This is a genomic window from Metallosphaera javensis (ex Hofmann et al. 2022), from assembly GCF_022064045.1.
Taxonomy (GTDB): domain Archaea; phylum Thermoproteota; class Thermoprotei_A; order Sulfolobales; family Sulfolobaceae; genus Metallosphaera; species Metallosphaera javensis.
This window is the reverse complement of the sequence record NZ_JAKNCW010000002.1, coordinates 65,679-80,796: the sequence shown is the minus strand read 5'-3', so window position 1 is coordinate 80,796 and position 15,118 is coordinate 65,679. Positions and strand designations below refer to the sequence as shown.

Here is a 15,118-nt window from a genome sequence, read left to right as displayed (position 1 = left end):
ATAAAAGTCAGTGGCATGACATGAATTCCGACCAAGTATACTTAGCACTGTTGGAGATATTCATTCTGGTGACGGTTGCTCAGGGGCTTAAGGTCGCCTCAAGTAAAGCTCGGGTTCCCCCGCTCATCATGGAGCTGTTGACCGGACTAATACTCAGCCCCTTCGCTCTAGGATCTTTTCTGAATACTATTACTGGTTATCAGATATTCACTATCAATTCATATCTCATCCTCTTCTCGGAGTTCTCCGTAATCCTTCTCATATTTGCCTCTGGACTTGAGCATGGATTTAAGTCACTCAGGACTTCGGGGACTCTCGCGTCCCTAGCTGCAACCTTTGGTGCAGTTTTGCCCTTTGTAGGAGTATTTTTGTACATGTCGAGATTCGTCTCGTTCAACGTAGCTATCTTGATGGGTGCTGCCAGTGCGGCTACCAGCTTGGCTGCGGTGGCCTCAATCATAGAGGGCGAAAAGCTTGAGAATGAGCGGTATGTAAAGATTACGTTATCTGCCGCTGCCATAGATGACGTTGTAGCTTTTATTATCCTTTCAGTCTCATTGGCAATAATAGATTCTGGAGGCCTAACATTTTTCGACGTCCTAAAAATAACCCTGACTGTGGTTATTTCCTGGATCATCATCTTCTTCGCCTCGGTCTTCATCATACCAAGGATAATATCCGTTGTATCTGACTCCCTCGTTGTTGACGTCTCCCTACTGGTCCTGTTCGTCCTAGTCACCATCATGATCACCTTGGGGTTCTCACCCATAATAGCAGCCTTTATAGCGGGAGTTGCAATTGCTGAGAGTAGAAAGGCCGAGAGAATAAGAGGTATGGTAAAGACGATGATAGGAATATTCGGTTCACTCTTTTTCATTAGCATAGGAGCCCAGACTGACGTATTCACGTTCATATCTCCCAGTGTTCTGATTCAGGGAACAATAATCACGCTAATAGCTGTGGCGTTAAAGTTCGCGGGAATATATCCCTTCGCATATCTTTACAACAGGGATGGGAAAAAGGCCCTCGCATCATCGCTTGGCATGATACCCCGGGGCGAGATGGGACTGGTCATCTCCTCCATTGCGTTCTCCAGTGGAATATTTGATCAGGTGGACCTCTCTGAAGTCATCTTCATGAGCCTTGCCACCACGGTTATAGGTGCGATCGCGTTCGAAAGGAGCACAAGAAGCATAATGAAGACCGAGGCCTGAAAATCAGATGTTGAAGACCGATCTCAAAAGCCTGAATAGCACCACAACAAAGATTGTGGTCATTATCCCGAACATTGTCAACCCGGTCACTACTTCCTGTCCTACTGAATAGGGGGAGAAGGAATATACCTGGTTGGAGTAAGGTGGCCATCCCACTATAAGTATAACTGAAAGAACACTATCGGCTCCCATCCAGCCCACGAAAAGAAGAAGTTTCATGGGAAATGAAAGAGAGTTAGACGAGCCCCCTGCCAACACACCCGCAAGTAAGAGGCTGAGATCATTGATAATCCTATAGGTGGAAAATGCCCCAGCCAGTGCATAAAAGAAGGGAACGTGCCAGAGAACCACTAAAAATACTGCAGGAAGTACAAGCAGTGGCGAGTACTTTCTTCCCATGCTAAGTAGAAACCCACCTATGAATAGAGCGTAATGGGATGCCATGAAAAGTGGCTCGAATCTGAACTCCTCAAGTTCCGTAATAGGGTTCAGGGCAAACACAAGTAACAGAATCCCAGCGATAATCCTAGGCTTCAATAGATTCAAAGAAGAAAATCTCATAAATAACTTATTTTTGAAAAAACTTATAAATCTATTCTGGGGGAATTTCCTTGAAAACTAGGGAAATGTCTATGCCCTTCTTTTTGTTCCTATAACTTGACACCAGATATACTAGGAACCCTACCAGAAGCACCCCCACCACGAATACCAGTGTTGTTATGTTAACGGAACCTGAGGATGTGGTGAAGCCAAATAACGGGTTAGTGGCAGCTTCATAGGTGAGGAAGGCAAAGTACAGAGCTGAGATCACACCTGCTATTGAAATGCTCTTTGCCCTACTCTTTACGCCGTAAATTGCACCCGCCACGCTTGCTACCAGGAAGTAGAGGGAGCCCAGAATGGTTGCACCGTACAGCGAGAGAGCGGCATTCAATGAGAACACAGGTACAAGAAGGAAGAGCAGGGTAATGGTCAGGTCCAGTGCGTGAGCGTAAACTGGTGAACCAAATCTGTTCACCTCCGCAAACTTCTCGGGGAGAATCCTGTCAAAGGAGAGAGCAAAGACATACCTAGAGAACACTATTATACCATACGCGAGGACAAAGAAGTTCCAAGCTATGGCTCCTATACCGATTATCCATTGCAGAGCTGAATTTCCAGCTAACGCTATGGCAACTGTCCAGAAATTATAGATAAAGTAAGGATAGGCTGCAAAGTTGAAAGAATATCCTGCCACTAGATCCATTTCAAGGAAACCGCCCGTCACCAGGATAGCCGTCAGGAGAAGGGCAAACAGAAGGTTGAACTTGGCCACCCTTTCACTCTGCTTGAATTCTGCGGAAACCGCAGGTCCTGCCTGCATCCACGGATAAGTATACAGGGCGAACAAGGGTAACAGCAATACCGTTGAGAGGAGGCTAAAGTTGGTGGGGAAAGGGGTATGAGGGGATGATTGGTAAACGTTAACTAAACTCGAATTGATGGAGTTGAGAAATGGTACTATCGCTGTTCCAAATCTGCCCGCCGAGGCACCTATTACTATCATGGCAATGACAAGAGTTGAAAGTGAAAGTATTCCGAGGCCCGTTACTATGGAGTAACCCCACCTCGACCTGAATATATTGAGTAGGATGACAATGATGAAGAAGGCTGCTGCTATCCCGTAGAATAGGGCCTTCTGCTCAAGGGTTAATCCGCCATTGTAGGGGTTGACAAAAACGTTATTTGAAAGGGAAACTAAGCTCGGAGAGTTATCTACGCTCCCTATAGTGTACAGGACAGCGTTGATGCTGGACGCCGAGAAGAACGCGACCAATGCGAAATAAGCTACGGACTCTAACATGAGCGCTATGGCCATTGTAGATCCAACTGCTCCATTCAGGTTCCTGCTTATCCAGACGTAGTCGCCCCCTGTTCTTCCCATCTTCCTTGTCATATACGTATAAACCAGGAGCTGAGGAAATGCGAAAATGAGACCAATTATGGACGCTAACCAGAGCACTCCTCCAGGATAGTTATTGATATAGGGCGAAATGGACTCAAAGAGTGTAACGCCAGCGGACATGTTGCCAATATTCAGCATCACCGCATCGAGCAGATTAACCTGCTTGAGGAGACCTGAACTTTCCCTTATAAAGACGTTTCTTTTACTACTCACGATTCTCTGTTGGTCACTCGGTTTAAATTTTTTACTCAGTTAAGTATAACTCACGGAATTAATCTTGGCCAAAATTTACATGACTAAGTAAATGGAAGGGAAGTGCAGAATGAAGTTGCGATAGAAGGGCCATGTAAAGAAGCGCTGACCCTGCCAGGATGGCCAGTCCATTCACGAAGATGCTATCGTAGGGAAAGTGAGCCAGGGCGAACCTGGTCCACCTCCTCCCCTGCCTTACGTAAATACCCCTCTCAGTGAAGACGTCCAGCAGGAGGTGGGAGGGACCGGCCACGAGGCCCAGGAGGACCAGAACAACGTAGCCCTCCAAGAGCGCCAGGGGAACTGCTGGGATCAGACCCCAAGGAAGGCTCCTGAAGAGGGTGTGCGTCCTCGGGGTCCTGCGTATGTAACCTCCCCTGACTTCGTGACCGAGTCTGTCAATTAGGGTGTTGGAGATCCAGGAGATGATGAAGGAGAGTGAGAGGGCAGTGTAGAAACCCAGGAAGGGGGATGAGATCGCGGTGAGCAGGCCTGTGGTGAACACGTAGTGGGTAACTAACTTCATCCTGCTTAACATCACGCGAAGATATTTATGTATAACATTCAGGAAATATGATTTGGATTCGAGATGTATATCAATATACAATTTTATCACTGGAATCTTTAATATACTGATACAATATATCATGAAATTTTGAAATAAGAAAGGGAATGAAATAGTTATATCTGCTAACCAACTGAAAGGAAAGATTTTTTAGGTCACTCCTATATAAAAACGATTATGACCTTTTGGCTAGTACCAATCCAGGAAGATATGTGGGATAATATTCAGTATGATGGAGTATATGGATATAAAACGAATCTTAGTAAATATATAAAGAAAGGTGATAACATTATTTTTTACGTCAGCAAGTATTATGCCACAAGGTACGGGGGAAAGATAGTGGGCATTGGGAGAGTTGTCTCCGACTGGTACTATGATGAGACTCCCCTTTATCCTGAGGAGAAGGTCAGAAACAGAGCGGTCTTTCCCCACAGGGTGAAGGTGGAGGTGTGGATCACCGGCGCATGTGATGTAAAGAGCTTGATAGGGAAGGTAAAGTTCGTGGAAGACGTGGTGCAGTTGCCCAAGTACCTGAGGAATGCGCCTGCCAATCTGGGAAGGCCCATCCTTGATTCGGATGCCAAGGTAATGGAGGAGTGTTTGAGACAAACTATGTATGACTGAAACACTCCCTCACCTTTTCAAGGAGTTCGTCATTATCCACTCCCAGAATTCTCGCACTACTGGACCTCAAACTTGAGAGGTCTCTTTCCAGCTTCTCCAGGTCCTCCTCGGATCCAAAGAAATCCCCAGTAACTTCTACCCTACCCTCCACAACCCTGAGGATGATGGTCTTTCCAGCCCTGGACCGGAATATCTTTTCGCAGATCATGCTACCTCACAAAGGTCCACTTCTCGTTGGTATATTTGTAACTGAGTTGTTTCGAGAGTTCAATTTCCAGGGGCGTTAGTTCCCCCTCTTCGGCCCTAAATACTGAGACAAACCCTGACAACAGAGCCTTGAGCGCCTCTTCCCTGGAGACCTTCCTGCCCAGAAGGAGGGAAAGATTTGAAACCCTCGAGGAGGGAGTGCCCCTAACTAGCTCCTTTGGTTTGGGAACCCTAATGAGAGACATCAGGGAAAGATCTGTTGCATACATGAACGTGCCGTGGACGAGAACAGCGTTGCCCTTCTGAGCCCCAGCCATTCCAACTACCTTCTTGTCCCTGACCACAACGTCATTAATGGGCACAAACTCTCCCTCTAAGCCCAGCTCCCTTAAAGCTAGGACCATGGCCTCTCCTATCCTCCTGTACACACTCATCATATCCTGTGACCTGACGGCCACGCTCCATGTGATCTCTCCAAACTCATCGTGGAGAGCTGGACCCCCTCCAGTGAAACGTCGAATCAGTGGCACTCCCTTCTCCTTAAGTAGTTCCAGGTTAACCCAATCATTAACTGAGAGAAACCTTCCTATGGTCAGGGTGGTGGGCGAGAAATTCCAGAACCTAACAATCTCGTCCACAATTCCCTGGTTCAGGAGATGCAGGGTTACCTCGTCCAGGGCCATCTGCCTCTCTCCTGGAGCTCCTGCCTCTATCACGAGTCTCATACCCTGAAGGCCTCCAGATACTTCTCGGGTAAACTGCAACACGCATCGTATATTGTAAGGTTAAATTCCCTCACGACCTTGTGATGGGGATTGGCTATCCTCTGAACAAGCCCCCTCTCCAACACGGTCCTGTCCAGTTCCTCCTTTATGGAGTAGGGTCTCATGCAACCCATACTGGTCCTGCCCCCCATAAGACGGGATCCGTACTCTATGAAAGGAATTATCTTCTTCGCATCCACCTTCACCGCATGAGATGGAGTACCGGGAGTGGGTATCATGACTAAAAAGTTCATGAGATAGGGTTTCAAAGTGGAGACCAGTTCTATCTCCTGCTTTAGATCCTCCTCTGAATCTCTAGGGATTCCCAGCATAAGATGTGGAACAATGTACTCAGGACCGCGCTCTATGAATTCCTCCAGCGTTCTAACGTAGGCCTCTCTTTCCACCTTAATTCCCTTAGCCTGATAAGCGCCTGGAGAGTAGGCAAACTCAAAATCAACAATATCTATCACACCTCTCATTTCTTCAATGGTCTGCCTACTCTGTAATCCGGGATGAAGGTTAAAGACCACGTCCAGTTCCCTCTTAAGTTTCCTCATAACAGGAAGGAATGAGGTGACCGGAAGCTTTCCTTCCCTATCAAATCCTCCGCTAACCAGGAAGCCTCTTACCCCACCTGAATAGAGCTTCCTAACGGTTTTCTCAAAGACTTCAGGGGACATTGCCCCTTCCATGGAGGAGATATATTTACTACCGCAGTAAAAACAGTTGAGAGAGCACTGTCCTCCAGTGACGCTAATTGTTGTGAACTTAGATTTTGAGATGAACCCGCCTATCATTCCTTTCTCACCATAATGGGAACATTGTATAGTTTCCCTCTGGGATCCTCGTTATAGAATGGCCTGTCACATGATGGACACCCGGAGGTGAGGTAGGACAGATTCCCGCCATCAAATCCGTGGGATAGGGAGAACCTGATCCTCTGAATCCTTCTGTAGTCCTCTAACCTGGGTGAGGATCTGGATTCCATGGGCGTTCCCTTAACTGGAGTGAAGGCGAAAAGGGCCACCTCTGCTCCCATGGAGTAGAGTTCCTTCATAAGGGAGATGAACTCCTCCTCGTTTTCCCCAAGACCGTAAACTAGATGAACGAAAACCCTTCCCTTTCCAAACACTTCCAGGGACCTCCTCACGAAATCCAGATAATCGCTGAACTTGCCAGGCTTGCCTGCATTCTCCCAGTTTCCCTCAGTGGTGTCCATCCCAACTCCCAGGTAGTCAACCCCTTTCTCCTTCAGTAGCTTCAGGTGCTCAGTGGAAATGGGTACTGTAGTTACTGATTTCCTTGTCTTGATTTCGCTCACTATTTTGAGCGTCTCTTCCTGAAAACCAGGCTTAACTACTGTCTGTAAACAGAACCTCTTGAACGTGGAAAGCATATCTTTCACTTCATCCAGTGAAACGTTATACCACTTTACCCTGGACAGGTAGTTCTTGTCCGCGTTATTATGCAGGGATTGGGAACAAAATCTGCACTGGTTTGTACACCCACCCTTCATCAAGGCATAGGCTGTCTCACTGTAACGAATACCCTTCTTAATAGCATAATATGTTCCGGCAGAAAGCAGAACTTCCACGATTCATTCTGACCCCCGAGAGATAATAAATTTCCACCCTCTTGGTTTTATGTACCGTGTCCCATTTACAATCACGAGACCTGTAAGATATTATCATGATGAATATTAAGATCTTAAAACTGTTATTAATATACAGCAGAAATGGTTTAAATCGCGGTGGAAGAGATATCACATGATAATACAATGAAAGTTGTAGTGCTAGGAGGAGGGTTTGCCGGTTTATCAGCCTTAAACTTTTACAGGGATGCCCTAGTAATAGACTCCAAGGAATACTTTCTGCTGACTCACAGACTGGTGGATGTGATTGAAACAGGTAATCCTTCCCTTGCCACAATACCCTATCCCAAGGGTATAGTTAAGGCAAACGTGCTAGGTGTGGACTTCAAGGGTAAAGTTGTCAGAACAACTGAGGGAAATTTCAGCTACGATAAATTGATAATTTCCTTAGGTTATGAACAGGATACCTCCAAGGTAAAGGGAAACGTTCAGAAGCTGGAGAACCTAGAGGATGCGCTCACCATAAGGGCCAAACTACCCCATACCAAGAGTGTTGCAGTTCTTGGAGGAGGTAATCTTGGAGTGGAGCTGGCGGGGATTTTACGGGAAATGGGTAAGGAAGTTTACCTCATTGAGCTACAGGACAGGCTCCTTTCCTTTATGAGCAAAGAAGCGTCACAGTATGCTGAGAAAAAGCTCAGGGAAATGGGTGTTAACCTTCTCCTTGGAACAAAGGTGGAAGAAGTGAGTCCTGAGGGGATAAGCACGAGCAAGGACATGGTGAAGGTGGACATGGCCATTATGGCTGCAGGCCTTCGCGGTCCGAAATTGATTGAGGATCTGGGGCTCAGCAATAAGAATGGCAGAATGTTTGTTAACGAGTATTTACAGTCTGTGGACTACGAGGATGTTTTTGGCGCTGGAGATTGCATGACTACCAAGTCTTTCGTACCCATGTCTGCACAGGTTGCTGTTCAGTCAGGGAGGACAGCAATAGAGAATGCTCTTGGCCACAACGTCAAGTTCACTTACAAGCAGGCTGGAATAGTTCTGCGAATAGGTTCAGAATATTTTGGTGATTTAATGGGTAGATTCGTTAGGGGATCCATGGCAGAACTTGCTAAGAGAGTTGGTATATACAGGGCTATAAAGATGGTTGAGTCCCTTTAGGTTCTCCTTGATGCGACTACGAGAAAATTATCTTCATCTTGAGTTATCGTGTAGCTCATCCCGTTCTTAACGAGAAGGGGAATTATATCCCTCTCCAGCACTGTTCTATCATCCGTGATTATCCTTATCTTAGTTCCTGGTTCCAACTTCTTGAGGGCTGAGTAAAGGGTCAGCTGGGGGACGGAACAACATAGCCCCGTCAGATCAAGCTCCATGAGTAATATTATGGAACTCTAGGTATTAAACAAGCTTATGTTTATCGAGATAGGTCATTGCCTCAATAAGATTTCTCACCTTTTCCACTTTCATATCATCATAGAATCCAAACCTGTCCAGAAGAAGGGATTCAATCCCTGCCCTCTTTGCCCCAACGTAATCCAGTTCATATATATCCCCTATGTGTATAGCTGGTTGTTCGGCATATTCCAGTGCATATCGGAAAATTCTTGGGTGAGGCTTAACCACGCCCACATCGCACGAGGCTATAACTGCCTTGACGTACTTTCTTATACCGAGTGAGTCTATCACGTCGTGCATTCTCCTCGTAGCGTTGGTTATCAGAACTACATCAACTTCCTTGGAGTTAAGGTACTCAAGGAATTCCTTAGCGTCCTCGTATAGAAAATAATCCTGGCTTGGGGTGTAATCTCCACCCAATTGCTCAAGGATCTCCCTTGATGGATATATGTTGAGCTCGTATAGAAGTTCTCCCACATCTACGGGGTTCAGTCCTAACTGGTTGGGGAAATTGGTCTTTCCCATAACCTTTGATAAGGCCCTGAACACTCCCTTGGCTGACACACTGTAACCAGATTTTCTTAGTTTAACAATTAGCTTTTCAAAGGACATAGGCCTGAATCCAACTAGGGTTTCTCCCACGTCAAGGAAAACTGATCTGAATTCCATAAAATATATAAAAAGAAGAAAGTTTTAAAAATAACCTCTTTAAACTATATAGGCTATATATCTTTATTTAGTTTCTTGAGACTGCTCTAGAACCACGGAATCCTGGGAAACCTCTTCAAGACTCTTGAGCTTAGGTTCCTTGATAGCTATCAAGGTTAGCATTGCGCCCACCACGCTTATCACTGCTAGCATTTCTAGGATTCCCTTTATTCCTAGAGAGGAGAGCAGAGCAGGGAAGTAAAAGGTAGTAATGGCTGCGCCAGTCTTACCGGCTGCCGCTGAGATTCCGTGTCCTGTTGTCCTGTAACTGGTTGGGTACACCTCTGATGGAATAACGAAGGTAGTAGTGTTAGGACCAAAGTCTATGAAGAAGTATGATAGGGCGTACAGCGCAAATGCCTGTGCAGAAGGAATCAAGAATCCTTCTAGTTTAGCTCCCTTGGCCACTGCAAGCAAAGAAACTACCCCGTAAAGCACCGCCATCATCACGAAGCCCAAGGTCTGTATTGGCTTTCTTCCAAGCTTGTCCATTAGGGCCACTGCGGTGAAGTACCCAAAGAACCCAACCATGAAGGGAATTCCTGCATATACAATCTCCTGACCCACTGATGCCGGTTTACCCAACACTGAGGAAACTATGGGACCTGAATAGATACCTGTACCGTAGAATGCTATGTCCAAGATGAACCATGTTCCAGCTGTTCCAAGCAATAACAACCAGTACTTGGAGAAGAACTCGGATACGCTCTTTCTCTGTATCCTTATCCTTTTCGCTTCAGTCTTGGAAGTCTCCTTAGCCACAAATTCAACAGATTTTTCCACGTTATTCACGTCGCCTTTCAAAGCGGAATATCTGGGTGTCTCGGGAACTTTCCTTCTCAAGTATATCACTGTTGCTGCGGGAATTGCTCCCACAAAGGCCATCACTCTCCAGGCCATGTCTGGAGGAAGAGTGTACGCGGAAATTGCTCCCACTGCCACAGCAACTAAACTTCCAATTCCCTGATTTGCGAAAACCAAAGCCACAAGTTTTCCCCTATCCTTAACGTTGGCATATTCGCTCATTATGGTAGCGGAGATGGGGTAATCTCCTCCTATACCAATTCCCATTATAGACCTGAAGATGATGAGCCAAAGAACGTTAGGTGAGAAGGCGGATAAAGCTGCCCCTGCAGTGAGAAGGGACGCCTCCACTCCATATACGGTCTTTCTACCAATAAGATCACCTAGCACACCAAAGATTAATTGTCCAATTATGGCAGTAAAGATTGCAGATGAGGCCAAGAGACCCTCATATAAAGGCGTTAAGGTAAAACCAGGCAAATGATACGCATTGAAGATATCAAGGATGGCACCTATTATGAAAAGATCGTAGGCATCGGTAAAGAAGCCCATGCCTGAGGTATACCAGATCTTGATGTGATTAAAGTTCAGTTTTACATTGTCCAATGATTTAAAGGGTTCCATATGCTTTCTGAGCTACTCTAACCTTGGAAACCTTATATAAATGACCCATATATTTTATGTAATCTATTTAGTTCTATATAGTCTACATAGTCTAGGTTTCACAGTCTAGGTTTAACTGAGTTACATTTTAATTTGATGATGCCTTCTCGATCTCATGGATGTAGGAGTATTTCTAGCTGCATTGGCCATGGGGACCCTGGAGCTATCTGAAGCGGGGGCAGTGTCGGCGATATATGCTGGGGCATACAAATCCTGGATTCCCTACATTTACGGAGCTTTGGGCGTGTTGGTGGTTCTATTACCCACGTTCACGTTGGGAAGGTTCATAGAGTTGCTTCCAATTCAGTATGTTCTAGTAGTGGGCGCAATAATATTGGCCTATTTTGGGTACAGGCTCATAAGGAGTGCCAGAAGATCCTTTAAGGGTATTCGTAAACATCACGGGGAAGAAAAGGAAGGAATGGGCGTGGTTCTGGTTGTGGCAATCACTGAGGCTCTGGAGGATGCGCTAGTGGCCTTGGCTTTAATACCGCAGAGCTACTCCTCAACTCTCTTGGGAACGGGGATATCTGCAGTGCTGGTTCTAGGACTAACGGCATTGCTCAAGAATCAGATTGCAAGAATCAGGCTTCCTCACCTCAAGTTTGTTTTATCATCATTGCTCTTTTCACTCGCTTCTCTGTGGATACTTGAGGTTACCCTAGACGTGACGGAATTCATCGTACTTCCCCTGTTTCTCCTGTACCTAGGTGTGAACTACTTGATCATCAAGATCTGACATGCTCCCGGCCTAACAATCCCTACCTCTAATTTTTAATTTATGTAATGGAGGACTGAATAAATGAGGCTAAACAGGGCTTTCTACGATCTGGTAGGTGCTTCGGTGCTTTGGGGAACGATCGGAATAGCGGTACAGGAAGCTTACAGGGTAGGGGCAAATTCTTTTGGGATTGTCCTGTTCAGAACGCTCTTTTCGTGTCTGATATTGCTCTATGGGGGAAACAGGAAAATCCTGCTCAGATGGGAATCTGCCGTAATGGGTATTATAACAGGAGCCTTCTACGAAATCTATGCTTTCACGATAATTCTAGACGGTGCACCGCTATCATCATTTCTTCTCTATACCGCTCCCCTCTTCGTTATACTGTTCTCCTTCGTGCTGTTTAGGGAAGAATTAAGCCTTAGAAAAGTAATGGGCTCCGTCATCGTCATAGTTGCGCTCTACTTTGACTATCTAGGCACCCCCACACCCGTGGAGTTGATGTGGGGGATCCTCTCAGGGATGTCCTATGCGGCGTTAATCTCATTCTCCAAGTTTCTTCAGCTACGAGGTTTCTCGGGTTGGGACGTTCTCAGTGCACAATCAGTCTGGTCACTTCCGCTCTCTCTCGTGGTAATCTTACCCTTTTCGAGATCCGTCTCCCTGGGATCAGTGGCTGGTGGACTCTACATGGCAGTCTTTGGCACCATAATCCCTTATTACCTCTTTTATAGGGGAATCAAGATTATGGATTCCGCAATTGCCACAGTGATATCTGCGCTGGAACCTGTGGTAACAACACTGCTGGCCTATCCTCTTCTGGGACAGATTCTCACGCCGTTACAGATATTGAGCGCAGCTCTTATCCTAGCAAGTTCCATTTGGCTTAGCGTATCGAGATGATACCTTAGTGCTTAGGTCCTCTTTTTTAAAACATGTTCGGGTATTATTTCCCAATGAAGAGTGTCATAGAACCCTGGGGAGTTTACATCCCTTTCATTTACGGTGCAATAGCTTACTGGGCCTTGGGAGCATTACAGATAGTTATAGGAGGGAATCTTCACCCACTCTTCATGATGAGTGGGGCCTATCTCTTTTACGTGGGAATGATGTTTAGGCTTTTCGCGCCCGCGAGGAAATATATAGTGGGGCACTTAGTCACGCTGGTACTCTTGCTCTCCCTGACCCCTGTTCTCATCGGAGCTGGAATGGGGGTAGCATTCATGATAATGATGTGGGCCATAGGGGATGTGATGAATTACGGGTCCAAGTTTCCCATTAACTATCTGGTTTTGGTTTCCTCTCTAGCTGGGACTGTATCCTGGTACGTGTTCAGTTTCTTTCACGATTTTTACGTCCTTGAGGTTCCACTCCTGCTTTACGTCCTGGGGGTTAACGTGGGTATTTTCTCTGCCACTCTTGGCGCTAGACCATTGTTGGGCAAGAAACAAATTCCTTTACTCCTAACAATTCTAGCAAGTTACTTCTTTCCTTCACTGATAAATCTCATCACGGTTGTATATCCCTTTCTTCTCATTAGAGGAAGGACTTTTAGGGTGGGAATAAATCTAACTACTCTATCTGCACTACTGAACGTGGGCGCTATCGTCTTTTCAGGAATCTTTGGCCTTTTCGAAGGAGGACTCTATCCACTTCATTCCTTCACGGTGGGCATAATGACTGTTCTTCTCATGAGTTGCTCAACTTACTCTCTGGCCAGGTATAATTACGGATGGGAATGGCTCATCCCACTCCTTCTTGTGGTTGATCTGATAACCTTTACCGGGATTCCGTGGGTATTGGCCCTACTTTTATATCTCTATCTGGTTAGGAACGCATTGGGCCTATACTCCTTGAAAAATGGGATCTCTTCAAGGTTCATAAGCCAAGAAGGCTCTTCAAAACACCAAAGGCAGCAAGGGATGAAATAATTGCAATAACCGGAGAGGTTAACCATCCCTTCGTAACCTGTTTCAGTTGCGTCTTAACGTCAGGACCATAACTCCTGAAACTTAAACCTAGAATTCCACCCATCACCGTCTGGGTTATGGAAATTGGCACCCCAAACAACGTGAAGATCTCCGATATTATGTCACTCCCCAACAAAGCCGATGTAGCGCTCAGATATCCCATCCTAGTTAGTCTAAAACCAACCACAATTGATGCCTTCCTTGAGCTAAAGTAGATACCGAATGAGGCTGCAAGAGCGTATAGAGGAAACACAACGTAAGCAGGTTCGGAAAGTAATCCCTCTGAGGTTATTATTCCAATAGCATTTGCGTCTGTGACGAAGGAGGTAAATACTGCGGATGAGATGATCAGGAACTTATATATTTTCATTTCCCTTATAATTTTTTTCTCTTTAGTTGTTATCCTCACTAGTATATAATAAAGTAGAAGTGAGGAAACTATCGCCAATAGGGGAGAGAAGGCCCAAGACATGACGGTAAACCAGAACTTCCCCCAGTCAAAAGAGAGCTCCCTAGACAGAATCACCAGTATGGCCAAGGAGGGATAGATCATCTGACTTAAAGACGATGGGATGCCAGAGCGATTGAGATAATAAAAGGAGACCACGGAGGCTAGGAACACGGAGAGCACTGCTATACTGAGATAGGGTTGAACCCCGATAACCGTTCCCCTTATACTGCCAGAAAGGGATATGGCACCCACGGAGACTCCAAGGAACATACTAACGGCGCTAACCAAATACGAATATTTTCTCTTCATGGAGTTGGTGGATATAAGTATGCCTAGAGAGGTTGCAGAATTATTTCCTCCAACCACAAAGGATGAAACCAAACCTACAAGAAATAATCCTAAATTTAATAAATTCATTGAAATTCAGTTCCTGATTACGCCTTGAGTTTTTGAAGTTTAAAGAGTATTGCGTGCCTTATGAAGTCGCTTCTTGATATGGAATTTCTAGATACGCCATTTCTTTGTTTTATACTTTCATCTATCCTCTGAAGTAGAGAGGCGTCAAGCTTGAAAGTGACTGTTTTTGTCTCTTTCCTTATATCTATCTCTATTGTGAATCCCTCACTTTCTCCTTGTTCATCCTTAGACAAATTCATAACCATAGCCATATCTTTGTATAAGCCTTGATAGATAAACCTTTCGAGGCCACTGTCTTTTGAATTGTTTAAATACTTTAAGCCCGAAGCTAGTAAACACTGTACATAATAAGAGTAAAAAAGCTGTATAGTGTAAATACAGTATAGAGGTAAATACCATATAAAATAACAAAAAGAAAAGGTCTCTTAACAGTTTTTATGACCGTAGGCAGTGCAAGAAGTTATTTTAGTTTGCTTCCCTTGACAACTAAGATATTCATCGCATTTAAGCTAAAAGTCAACCTTGATCGCATAATCAAGGGCTACTTATAATATATCGAAATAATATTGCTTGGATGCCCTTCGTCAAAAAGGCACATCGTATAAGAGTTTGGCCTAACCCTTTGAACAGTGTTCTTAATTTGTTCGCAATGTGCTGTATCCGGATTTAGGACAGCTATCACACCAACTACAGATTTAGGTAATGCTGTATTAATTACTGCGTCCATGTTAGAAACCATCTTAATAGGCAACGTGACTTTGCGCTCAAAACCATGTGTATTTAACATTTCTCGAACGTGAGGCGCTATCTGG

At 45.2% G+C, this 15,118-nt stretch carries 18 protein-coding genes; 6 read left to right on the top strand and 12 right to left on the bottom strand.

Annotated elements, in window-relative coordinates; genetic code table 11:
* Positions 1–20: 20 nt before the first annotated feature.
* Positions 21–1,214 (top strand): cation:proton antiporter, encoded by a 1,194-nt coding sequence (locus tag L3N51_RS02210; RefSeq protein ID WP_238025143.1) that lies wholly within the window; start codon positions 21–23, stop codon positions 1,212–1,214.
* Between the two features lie 3 nt (positions 1,215–1,217).
* Here L3N51_RS02210 and L3N51_RS02205 read toward each other — a convergent pair whose 3' ends face one another.
* From L3N51_RS02205 to L3N51_RS02195, 3 genes are read right to left on the bottom strand one after another with little or no spacing between them, the layout of a single operon-like run.
* On the bottom strand, positions 1,218–1,775 hold the full coding sequence (locus L3N51_RS02205; RefSeq protein ID WP_238025141.1) for a DUF1404 domain-containing protein: 558 nt from the start codon (positions 1,773–1,775) through the stop codon (positions 1,218–1,220).
* Between the two features lie 31 nt (positions 1,776–1,806).
* A complete protein-coding gene (locus tag L3N51_RS02200) occupies positions 1,807–3,372 on the bottom strand; it encodes an APC family permease (protein ID WP_238025138.1) in 1,566 nt (521 codons plus the stop codon).
* Positions 3,373–3,430: 58 nt separating this feature from the next.
* Positions 3,431–3,937, bottom strand: a complete 507-nt coding sequence (locus tag L3N51_RS02195; RefSeq protein ID WP_238025136.1) for a DUF1286 domain-containing protein — start codon at positions 3,935–3,937, stop codon at positions 3,431–3,433.
* Between the two features lie 216 nt (positions 3,938–4,153).
* Between L3N51_RS02195 and L3N51_RS02190 the strand changes: the two genes are divergently transcribed.
* Positions 4,154–4,600, top strand: a complete 447-nt coding sequence (locus L3N51_RS02190) for an EVE domain-containing protein (RefSeq protein ID WP_238025134.1) — start codon at positions 4,154–4,156, stop codon at positions 4,598–4,600.
* On the opposite strand, the gene L3N51_RS02185 is transcribed toward L3N51_RS02190, so the two are convergent.
* Genes L3N51_RS02185 through L3N51_RS02170 form a run of 4 tightly spaced genes read right to left on the bottom strand, consistent with a single transcriptional unit; the run spans position 4,587 to position 7,168 of the window.
* On the bottom strand, positions 4,587–4,808 hold the full coding sequence (locus L3N51_RS02185; protein WP_238025127.1) for a hypothetical protein: 222 nt from the start codon (positions 4,806–4,808) through the stop codon (positions 4,587–4,589). The two genes, L3N51_RS02190 and L3N51_RS02185, sit on opposite strands and share 14 nt — an antisense overlap.
* A 1-nt stretch (position 4,809) precedes the next feature.
* On the bottom strand, positions 4,810–5,532 hold the full coding sequence (locus L3N51_RS02180) for a lipoate--protein ligase family protein (protein WP_238025121.1): 723 nt from the start codon (positions 5,530–5,532) through the stop codon (positions 4,810–4,812).
* Positions 5,529–6,371 carry a radical SAM protein gene (locus tag L3N51_RS02175; protein WP_238025116.1) on the bottom strand — a complete coding sequence of 281 codons (843 nt, stop codon included), beginning with the start codon at positions 6,369–6,371 and terminating at the stop codon, positions 5,529–5,531. The genes L3N51_RS02180 and L3N51_RS02175 overlap by 4 nt, the downstream gene beginning before the upstream one ends.
* Entirely contained in the window at positions 6,368–7,168 is an 801-nt protein-coding gene (locus tag L3N51_RS02170; RefSeq protein WP_238025104.1) for a radical SAM protein, read from the bottom strand. Before L3N51_RS02170 ends, L3N51_RS02175 begins: the two co-directional genes overlap by 4 nt.
* Positions 7,169–7,351: 183 nt before the next feature.
* Here L3N51_RS02170 and L3N51_RS02165 point away from each other — a divergent pair, with 183 nt between their 5' ends.
* On the top strand, positions 7,352–8,335 hold the full coding sequence (locus tag L3N51_RS02165; protein WP_238025097.1) for an NAD(P)/FAD-dependent oxidoreductase: 984 nt from the start codon (positions 7,352–7,354) through the stop codon (positions 8,333–8,335).
* On the opposite strand, the gene L3N51_RS02160 is transcribed toward L3N51_RS02165, so the two are convergent.
* The 3 genes from L3N51_RS02160 to L3N51_RS02150 all read right to left on the bottom strand — a co-directional run bounded on the left by L3N51_RS02160 (position 8,332) and on the right by L3N51_RS02150 (position 10,708).
* Positions 8,332–8,550, bottom strand: a complete 219-nt coding sequence (locus L3N51_RS02160) for a sulfurtransferase TusA family protein (RefSeq protein ID WP_238025084.1) — start codon at positions 8,548–8,550, stop codon at positions 8,332–8,334. The genes L3N51_RS02165 and L3N51_RS02160 overlap by 4 nt on opposite strands.
* A gap of 25 nt (positions 8,551–8,575) precedes the next feature.
* Positions 8,576–9,241, bottom strand: coding sequence for an HAD family hydrolase (locus tag L3N51_RS02155; RefSeq protein WP_238025080.1), 666 nt, complete (start codon positions 9,239–9,241; stop codon positions 8,576–8,578).
* 63 nt (positions 9,242–9,304) lie between these two features.
* Positions 9,305–10,708, bottom strand: a complete 1,404-nt coding sequence (locus L3N51_RS02150; protein WP_238025073.1) for an MFS transporter — start codon at positions 10,706–10,708, stop codon at positions 9,305–9,307.
* A 154-nt stretch (positions 10,709–10,862) separates the two neighbouring features.
* Between L3N51_RS02150 and L3N51_RS02145 the strand changes: the two genes are divergently transcribed.
* The 3 genes from L3N51_RS02145 (at position 10,863) to L3N51_RS02135 (ending at position 13,399) form a co-directional block, all read left to right on the top strand.
* A complete protein-coding gene (locus L3N51_RS02145; protein WP_238025068.1) occupies positions 10,863–11,486 on the top strand; it encodes a hypothetical protein in 624 nt (207 codons plus the stop codon).
* Between the two features lie 63 nt (positions 11,487–11,549).
* Positions 11,550–12,371, top strand: coding sequence for a DMT family transporter (locus tag L3N51_RS02140; RefSeq protein WP_238025067.1), 822 nt, complete (start codon positions 11,550–11,552; stop codon positions 12,369–12,371).
* Between the two features lie 53 nt (positions 12,372–12,424).
* Positions 12,425–13,399, top strand: coding sequence for a hypothetical protein (locus L3N51_RS02135; RefSeq protein WP_238025066.1), 975 nt, complete (start codon positions 12,425–12,427; stop codon positions 13,397–13,399).
* Here the strand turns inward: L3N51_RS02135 and L3N51_RS02130 are convergent.
* Together L3N51_RS02130 and L3N51_RS02125 are read right to left on the bottom strand one after the other, a co-directional pair.
* Positions 13,347–14,306, bottom strand: a complete 960-nt coding sequence (locus L3N51_RS02130; protein ID WP_238025065.1) for an inorganic phosphate transporter — start codon at positions 14,304–14,306, stop codon at positions 13,347–13,349. The genes L3N51_RS02135 and L3N51_RS02130 overlap by 53 nt on opposite strands.
* Positions 14,307–14,323: 17 nt before the next feature.
* Entirely contained in the window at positions 14,324–14,539 is a 216-nt protein-coding gene (locus L3N51_RS02125; protein ID WP_238025064.1) for a ribbon-helix-helix domain-containing protein, read from the bottom strand.
* Positions 14,540–15,118 lie beyond the last annotated feature (579 nt).

Coding starts and splice junctions, on each gene's coding strand:
- L3N51_RS02155 (WP_238025080.1), bottom strand. CDS start 9,241: ATGGAATTCAGATCAGTTTTCCTTGACGTGGGAGAAACCCTAGTTGGA.
- L3N51_RS02150 (WP_238025073.1), bottom strand. CDS start 10,708: ATGGAACCCTTTAAATCATTGGACAATGTAAAACTGAACTTTAATCAC.
- L3N51_RS02185 (WP_238025127.1), bottom strand. CDS start 4,808: ATGATCTGCGAAAAGATATTCCGGTCCAGGGCTGGAAAGACCATCATC.
- L3N51_RS02210 (WP_238025143.1), top strand. CDS start 21: ATGAATTCCGACCAAGTATACTTAGCACTGTTGGAGATATTCATTCTG.
- L3N51_RS02190 (WP_238025134.1), top strand. CDS start 4,154: ATGACCTTTTGGCTAGTACCAATCCAGGAAGATATGTGGGATAATATT.
- L3N51_RS02145 (WP_238025068.1), top strand. CDS start 10,863: ATGGATGTAGGAGTATTTCTAGCTGCATTGGCCATGGGGACCCTGGAG.
- L3N51_RS02175 (WP_238025116.1), bottom strand. CDS start 6,371: ATGATAGGCGGGTTCATCTCAAAATCTAAGTTCACAACAATTAGCGTC.
- L3N51_RS02180 (WP_238025121.1), bottom strand. CDS start 5,532: ATGAGACTCGTGATAGAGGCAGGAGCTCCAGGAGAGAGGCAGATGGCC.
- L3N51_RS02160 (WP_238025084.1), bottom strand. CDS start 8,550: ATGGAGCTTGATCTGACGGGGCTATGTTGTTCCGTCCCCCAGCTGACC.
- L3N51_RS02165 (WP_238025097.1), top strand. CDS start 7,352: ATGAAAGTTGTAGTGCTAGGAGGAGGGTTTGCCGGTTTATCAGCCTTA.
- L3N51_RS02130 (WP_238025065.1), bottom strand. CDS start 14,306: ATGAATTTATTAAATTTAGGATTATTTCTTGTAGGTTTGGTTTCATCC.
- L3N51_RS02195 (WP_238025136.1), bottom strand. CDS start 3,937: ATGAAGTTAGTTACCCACTACGTGTTCACCACAGGCCTGCTCACCGCG.
- L3N51_RS02135 (WP_238025066.1), top strand. CDS start 12,425: ATGAAGAGTGTCATAGAACCCTGGGGAGTTTACATCCCTTTCATTTAC.
- L3N51_RS02205 (WP_238025141.1), bottom strand. CDS start 1,775: ATGAGATTTTCTTCTTTGAATCTATTGAAGCCTAGGATTATCGCTGGG.
- L3N51_RS02140 (WP_238025067.1), top strand. CDS start 11,550: ATGAGGCTAAACAGGGCTTTCTACGATCTGGTAGGTGCTTCGGTGCTT.